The 5,956-nt window shown below is 72.6% G+C and carries 8 protein-coding genes; 5 read left to right on the forward strand and 3 right to left on the reverse strand.

Annotation, left to right across the window (positions count from 1 at the left end; all coding sequences use genetic code 11):
• The first annotated feature begins 21 nt into the window (after positions 1-21).
• From WML84_RS12120 to WML84_RS12130, 3 genes are read left to right on the forward strand one after another with little or no spacing between them, the layout of a single operon-like run.
• Positions 22-510, forward strand: a complete 489-nt coding sequence (locus WML84_RS12120; RefSeq protein ID WP_347346401.1) for a ribose-5-phosphate isomerase — start codon at positions 22-24, stop codon at positions 508-510.
• Positions 510-1,505 (forward strand): DNA-formamidopyrimidine glycosylase family protein, encoded by a 996-nt coding sequence (locus WML84_RS12125; protein WP_347346402.1) that lies wholly within the window; start codon positions 510-512, stop codon positions 1,503-1,505. Before WML84_RS12120 ends, WML84_RS12125 begins: the two co-directional genes overlap by 1 nt.
• Complete coding sequence (locus tag WML84_RS12130; protein ID WP_347346407.1) at positions 1,502-3,001, forward strand: amidohydrolase family protein; 1,500 nt, start codon at positions 1,502-1,504, stop codon at positions 2,999-3,001. Before WML84_RS12125 ends, WML84_RS12130 begins: the two co-directional genes overlap by 4 nt.
• A gap of 59 nt (positions 3,002-3,060) precedes the next feature.
• On the opposite strand, the gene WML84_RS12135 is transcribed toward WML84_RS12130, so the two are convergent.
• Positions 3,061-3,546 carry a DNA starvation/stationary phase protection protein gene (locus tag WML84_RS12135; RefSeq protein ID WP_347346408.1) on the reverse strand — a complete coding sequence of 162 codons (486 nt, stop codon included), beginning with the start codon at positions 3,544-3,546 and terminating at the stop codon, positions 3,061-3,063.
• 139 nt (positions 3,547-3,685) lie between these two features.
• Here WML84_RS12135 and WML84_RS12140 point away from each other — a divergent pair, with 139 nt between their 5' ends.
• On the forward strand, positions 3,686-4,315 hold the full coding sequence (locus tag WML84_RS12140; RefSeq protein WP_347346403.1) for a gamma carbonic anhydrase family protein: 630 nt from the start codon (positions 3,686-3,688) through the stop codon (positions 4,313-4,315).
• A gap of 166 nt (positions 4,316-4,481) precedes the next feature.
• Positions 4,482-5,075, forward strand: a complete 594-nt coding sequence (locus tag WML84_RS12145) for an NlpC/P60 family protein (RefSeq protein WP_347346404.1) — start codon at positions 4,482-4,484, stop codon at positions 5,073-5,075.
• An 18-nt stretch (positions 5,076-5,093) separates the two neighbouring features.
• Here WML84_RS12145 and WML84_RS12150 read toward each other — a convergent pair whose 3' ends face one another.
• Positions 5,094-5,660, reverse strand: coding sequence for a DNA starvation/stationary phase protection protein (locus tag WML84_RS12150; RefSeq protein ID WP_347346405.1), 567 nt, complete (start codon positions 5,658-5,660; stop codon positions 5,094-5,096).
• Between the two features lie 97 nt (positions 5,661-5,757).
• On the reverse strand, positions 5,758-5,956 hold a 199-nt coding region (locus tag WML84_RS12155; protein ID WP_347346406.1), incomplete at its 5' end, for a hypothetical protein.

Raw genomic sequence — 5,956 nt, forward strand, 5'->3', positions numbered from 1 at the left:
GTGCTCCCTAAGATGAGGGGCATGCGCATCCACATCGGCACGGACCACGCCGGCCTCGAGTTCTCCACGCAGCTCCAGCACCACCTGGCCGAGGCAGGCCACGAGGTCATCGACCACGGCCCCGTCGAGTACGACCCGCTGGACGACTACCCGGCCTTCTGCATCCGCGCCGCCGACGCCGTCGTGCGCGACCAGGCGGCGGGGATCGAGGCCCTCGGCGTCGTGTTCGGCGGCTCCGGCAACGGCGAGCAGATCGCCGCCAACAAGGTGGAGGGCATCCGCGCGGCGCTCGTGTGGAACCTCGCGACCGCCGAGCTCGCGCGCGAGCACAACGACGCGAACGTCATCGCGATCGGCGCACGTCAGCACACGTTCGAGGAGGCCGCGTCGTTCATCGACCGCTTCATCGAGACGCCGTTCTCGCACGACGAGCGCCACGTCCGGCGCATCCACCAGATCGCGGTGTACGAGACGCACGGCACGCTCGCGCCCGATCCTCGCGCGCACTGATGCCCGAAGGCCATTCCGTCCACAGGATCGCCCGCCAGTTCGACCGGAACTTCGTCGGACGGCAGGTCGCGGCATCCAGCCCCCAGGGCCGCTTCGCGGAGGGCGCCGCGGTCATCGACGGCCGTGCCGCGGTCGACGTGCGCGCCGTCGGCAAGCAGATGTTCCTCGAGTTCGACGACGAGCTCTGGCTGCGCGTCCACCTGGGCATGTACGGGGCGTGGGACTTCGCCGGCGAGATCCTCGTCGACCCGACGATCGCGTCGGCGAACGGCCGCATGGGTCAGACGAACCAGCGCGGCACCGATCTCGACCGCGTGATGGATGCCGCGGGCGAGAACTCGCTGACCTCGATCGGAGCTCCGCGGCGAACGCGCGTGCACGTGCGCATGAGCGAGCAGACCACGGGCCTGGCCGACGAGGGCGACGCGTGGCCGCCGCCGGTGGTGGGACAGGTGCGCCTGCGACTGCTCACGGACAGCACGTGCGCAGACCTCCGCGGACCCACCGCGTGCCAGCTGCAGACCCCCGACGAGATGCTCGCGACGATCGCCAAGCTCGGCCCCGACCCGCTCGTGGACGACCCCGCCGAGGGCGAGGAGCGCTTCACCGCGACCGTGCGCCGCAAGCCCACGCCGATCGGGCTGCTGCTCATGGACCAGTCCGTCGTCAGCGGCATCGGCAACGTCTATCGCGCCGAGCTCCTCTTCCGCGCGGGACTCGACCCGCACACGCCCGGCCGCGACGTGCCCGAGGAGCTCGTCCGCGAGCTGTGGCGCGACTGGGTGCGGCTGCTGCGCATCGGCGTCGAGACCGGCCAGATGATGACCATGGACGACCTCGACCCCGAGGCCTACCGCCGCGCGATGGCCAGCCGGGACGACCGCCACTGGGTGTACCACCGGGCGGGGCTGCCGTGCCGCGTGTGCGGCACCGAGGTCGTCGTCGAGGAGTTCGGCGGGCGCAAGCTGTACTGGTGCCCCCGGTGCCAGCGATGACGCTCGCGCGCGGCGCCCGCGTCGACGTCGTCGCCGACGCGCGGCTGACCGGGGCCGACCGGCTCGACCCGTTCGGCGCGGATGCCGTCGATCTCCATCTCGCGGACGGACGCATCGCCGACATCGCGCCGGTCGGCGCGCTGCCGCGGCGCGGGGCCGTGCTCGACGCCGGCGGCGCGTGGGTCGTCCCCGGGCTGTGGGACCACCACGTGCACACCGTGCAGTGGGCGCTCGACGCGCAGCGCCTGCCGCTGCGTCAGGCCGAGTCGGCCGCGCACGCCGCCCGCCTCATGGGGGGTGCCCCTGTGCTCGGCGACGGTCGGCGCGTGGGCGCCGGCTTCCGCGACGCGTTCTGGACCGACGGCCCGTCTCTCGCCGTGCTCGACGAGGCGACCGGCGAGGTGCCGACCTACCTCATCAACGCCGACGTCCACAGCGTGTGGCTCAACTCCGCGGCGCTGCGACGCGAGGGCATCCCGGTCGAGGGGACCGGCCTTCTCCGCGAGGGTCCCGCGTTCGAGATCTCCCGCCGGCTCAACGCCGTCGACGCCGCGCTCGGCGACGTCGCGGTGTCCGCGGCGCTGCAGGACGCGGCGCGTCGCGGAGTCGTCGGGATCGTCGACCTCGACATGGCCTGGAACGCCGAGGCGTGGAACCGGCGGCTCGCGGCGGGCTTCGACACGATGCGCATCTCGTTCGGCGTCTACCCGCCCCTTCTCGACCGCGCGATCGCCGAGGGCCTCGAGACCGGCGACGCGATCGACCCGGCCGGGCTCGTGCGCATGGGGCCGCTCAAGATCATCAGCGACGGCTCGCTCGGCACCCGCACGGCCGCGTGCTCGCACGCCTACCCGGGCGATCCGCACAACCACGGCGTGCTGACGGTCGAGCCGGCCGAGTTGATCGAGCTCATGACGCGCGCGACCGGCGGCGGGCTGGCGTGCGCGGTGCACGCGATCGGCGACGTCGCCGTCACCTACGCGCTCGACGCGTTCGGCCTCGTCGACGCGCGCGGCACGATCGAGCACGCGCAGCTCGTCGCGCACGCCGACCTGGCGCGCTTCGCGCGGCTCGGCGTCGGCGCCAGCGTGCAGCCCGAGCACGCGCTCGACGACAGAGACCTGTCCGAGACGGTGTGGGCGGACCAGACCGCGATCGCCTACCCGCTGCGGTCGCTGGCCGACGCCGGAGCGAACCTCCTGTTCGGCTCGGACGCTCCGGTCGCGTCCCTGGACCCGTGGGCGGCGATGGCCTCGGCCGTGCACCGCACGCGCGACGGTCGGCAGGCGTGGCGCCCCGAGGAGGCCGTCGACGCCGCCGTGGCGCTCGCCGCCTCGACGGCCGGCGGCTCGCACGCCGGCAGCGCCCTGCAACCCGGCCTGGTCGCCGACCTCGCGCTGTGCGAGCGCGACCCGCTCACCGCCGACGAGCAGGAGCTCCGCGCCATGCGTGTCGCCGCGACGATGGTCGAGGGCCGTCTGACCCACCTGGCGTAGCCCCGCAGGAACGACGACGCCCCCGGCCTCGCGGTCGGGGGCGTCGTCGGCTGGAGTCTTTACTCGGCGAGGTGGGCGAAGAGGAACCAGCGGTCCTTCTCGAGCCCTGCCTTGATCGCGATGGCGACGTCCTGGCTGGTGAGGTCGGTCTCGTCGAGGCCGTCGATGGCGGCCTGCACGTCGGCGATCACGGCATCCATGTCGTCGATGACCGCGCGGATCTCGGTCTGCCACTGCGCGAAGCCGGCCGGGACCTTGGTGGGAGCGGCCTTCTCGGCGACGACCGAGACGCGGGCGTCGATCGGGAGGCCGAGGGCGACGATGCGCTCGGCGGCGAGGTCGGCGAAGCCCTGGGCGTTGGCCACGAGGGTGTCGAGGAGCTCGTGGATCGCGATGAAGTTGCTGCCGCGGACGTTCCAGTGCGCCTGCTTGCCGTTGACGGCCAGGGCCTGCAGACCCAGGACCACGGGGGTCAGGAACTGCGCGGTGCTGGCGGCGGCCTCGGGGCCGGCGGCGGTCGCGGAAATCGTCTGCGACGTGGTCACGTCGTTCGTCATGTCTTCGTACCCTCCATATCGGCAGATGTTCCCTGCCATATCCACAACGGTACTCAGCCAGGATCATTCCGCAAGCAAGAGAAGCCTGGGCTTACAGCCGCGGAATCACGCGGGATATCGTCGGATCATGACCATCGCAGCAGGTGCCTCCGTCCGCCCCGTGCACGGCCGCGCGCCGGTCATCGCGGCATCCGCCTTCGTCGCCGACGGGGCGCGCGTGATCGGCGACGTGACGCTCGGCGAGCACGCGTCGGTCTGGTACAACGCGGTGCTGCGCGCGGAGGCCGCGTCGATCGTCGTCGGCGCGCGCAGCAACCTGCAGGACGGCGTCGTGGTGCACGTCGACCGCGGCTTCCCGGCGACGATCGGCCAGGACGTCTCGGTCGGGCACAACGCCGTCGTGCACGGGTGCACGATCGAGGACGGCGCGCTCGTCGGCATGGGGAGCGTCGTCCTCAACGGCGCCGTGATCGGTGCCGGCAGCCTCGTCGCCGGGGGAGCGGTCGTGCTCGAGGGCACGCAGGTGCCGCCGGGGTCGCTCGTGGCCGGCGTGCCCGCGAAGGTGCGTCGCGCGCTGACCGACGAGGAGCGCGCGGGCCTGCGCCGCAACGCCACCTCCTACCTCGGGCATCTCGACGCGCACGCGGCCGTCGACGCGGAGGCGGATGCCGCGGAGGCGGGCGCCCACGGGGAGACGGATGCCGGACGGGCGACCCCGACCGCGACGTCCGACACGCAGGAGGACGCCGCGGGCTGACGTCGTCGCGGCCGCCGCGGTCTGTGTGGCGACTGTGAACAGTGTGACTCGTGGGATCGTTTTGCCGCCGGATCAGGCCCGGAGGATCGACGCCCCGGTTCGAGATCCCGGCGTTCGACGGGTAGCCTGGTGCCCCATGCGTGCGGTGAAGCAGACCCTGACAGTCTTGACCGTCGCGGTTCTGGTCGTTCCGGCGGCCTCCGCGGCGTTCGCCATGGAGCCCGGATCCGCGCCCGCGACGGTGTCCGCGGCATCCGTCGCCGCTCAGGGCCCCGCCCAGTCGCTCGTCGTCGCCAGCGACCGGGGAGCCGCGCTCGCCCGCGGCGGCTACAGCGTCGAGGTCGTGGCACCGCAGCCGGTCGCGGCCGCCCCCGGAGCCGTGGCATCCGGATCGTCGTTCGGTGCGCCGCCCCAGTCGTACTCGGGCGAGAACGTCGTCGCGTACGCGTGGCAGTTCGTCGGCAAGGTGCCCTACGGCACCGGCAACGACCCGAACGACTCGTTCTCGTGCGACGGCTACGTGCAGTACGTGTTCAAGGGCTTCGGCATCGACCTGCCGCGCGGCGCGAACCAGCAGGCGGCGCTCGGCACGCAGATCCCGGCCTCCGAGGCGCGCGCGGGCGACCTCCTGTGGTGGCCCGACACGCACATCGCGATCTACGACGGCAACGGCGGCATGCTCGACTCGCCCTACGAGGGGCTGATGGTGCGGCACCGCCCCGACCTGTGGAACAGCCCGATCTTCATCCGCCTCGGCTGACGGACGCCGCCCCGGCGCTCAGGAGCGAGCCGGCGTGCGGTTCTCGGCGCTGACCATCCACGCGAACTGCTCGAGCTCCTCGAGGACCTCGTGGAGGATGTCGGCGCTCGTCGGATCCTCCTCGTCGACCGGGTCGTGCACCTCGCGCACGGTGGCGATCACGGCCTCGAGCCGCTCGGTGACGAGATCCACCGTCTCGGTCGTGGAGACCTCGCCCTGCGGGAACTCGGGCAGCGTGGTCGTCTCGGCCACGATGTCGCTGCGACCGTCGGGCAGCGCGTGCAGCGCCCGCATCCGCTCGGCGACCACGTCGCTGAACCGGCGCGCGGCGTCGATGATGTCGTCGAGCTGACGGTGCGTGTCGCGGAAGTTCGTGCCCACGACGTTCCAGTGCGCCTGCTTGCCCTGCAGCTGCAGCTCGAGCAGGTCCACGAGCACGCGCTGCAGGTTCTCGCTCAGCGCCTTCGAGGCGCGGAACCCGCTCTCGGCGTTCTGCTCGTTCGTGAGCTGAGCACCGGCGCCGCCACGGGCGGCACGTCGGCGGTTCTTCGTGGGGGTCTTCTTCGCTGCGGCTTTCGTTGCCATGTCACGTCCTTCCGGGAGCGGCGCCTCTCGCGCCACGCTCACGGTAGGGCGGCCGACGGATGCCGTCGAAGGGCTTGCCCTGCGCCGTCTGCCGATGCTACGCGCCGGCATCGGCGGGGCGGCGGGCTCGATGCGTTCGGCGTTCGCGGCGATCTGCGCGATGGCGGTCATGCCCCCATCCGGGCCGATCGGTCCGTGCGCTCATCGGCACATCGTCGGAGATCGGCGGTTCTTCGGACCGGTCGACGGCGCGTCGCTCCGACGAACGGCCGATCTCCGACGAACGGCCGCGACAC

It is taken from the genome of Microbacterium sp., assembly GCF_039812165.1.
GTDB lineage: Bacteria > Actinomycetota > Actinomycetes > Actinomycetales > Microbacteriaceae > Microbacterium.